General features: G+C 64.8%; 1 protein-coding gene. It reads right to left on the minus strand.

Features of this window, described 5'->3' with window-relative positions:
• The coding region (gene istA, locus ACDP63_RS25025; protein WP_409928876.1) for an IS21 family transposase at window positions 1-884 on the minus strand (884 nt) is incomplete at its 3' end.
• Window positions 885-887 lie beyond the last annotated feature (3 nt).

Consider the following 887-nt stretch of genomic DNA (forward strand, 5'->3'; position numbering starts at 1 on the left):
CCGGTGTCCTGATCGCAGGCGTCAAAGGGTGAAGCAGGCAAGGATCGCATCTCTGCCAGATCGCGCTGCAGCCGCTCGCCGATCGTTTCGCCCTCACCGCGCAGGACATCCTGCTGGCGCTTGCGGCATTGCTCCTCCAGCCAGAGGTTGAACGCCTCCCAGGTCGCGAACTCGGGGAGCGGCACCATGAAGTTGCGGCGGCAATAGCCCACCAGGCCCTCGACATTCCCCTTGTCGTTGCCTTTGCCGGGGCGGCCATAGCGATCCCGGATCAGGTAATGGGATAGAAACCCGCTGAACAGGGCGGCCCGCTTGCGGGTGCCATCGGGCAGGATCTTCGCCACCAGGCACCGGTCGTTGTCATAGACAATCGACTGGGGGACCGCCCCAAAGAAGGCAAAGGCGTGGATATGGCCGTCCACCCAGGCCTCGGCCACAGCCGCCGGATAGGCGCGGACGTAACAGGCGTCGCTGTGCGGCAGATCCAGAACAAAGAAGTGGGCCTTCTGCTCGACACCGCCGATCCTGACCATCGCCTCGCCGAAGTCAGCCTGCGCATGGCCCGGGGGATGCGCCAGCGGCACGAACACTTCCTGGCCCCGCCGTTCCCGCTCCCGAATGTAGTCCTTGATGATCGTGTAGCCGCCGGTGAACCCGCATTCGTCACGCAGCCGGTCGAACACCCGCTTCGCGGTGTGCCGCTGCTTCCGCGGCATGGAGCGATCCGCCTCAAGCCAGCCCTCAATGATCGGGATAAAGGGATCAAGCTTCGGCCGCCTGACCTCGGCCGTCCGCCGGTAGCCCGGTGGCACCGAGAACGTCATCATCTTCGCAACCGTATCACGGGAGATGTTGAAGGCCTTCGCCGCCTGACGCTGGCTCATGCC

It is taken from the genome of Paracoccus sp. P2 (assembly GCF_046335115.1).
Taxonomy (GTDB): Bacteria; Pseudomonadota; Alphaproteobacteria; order Rhodobacterales; family Rhodobacteraceae; genus Paracoccus; species Paracoccus pantotrophus.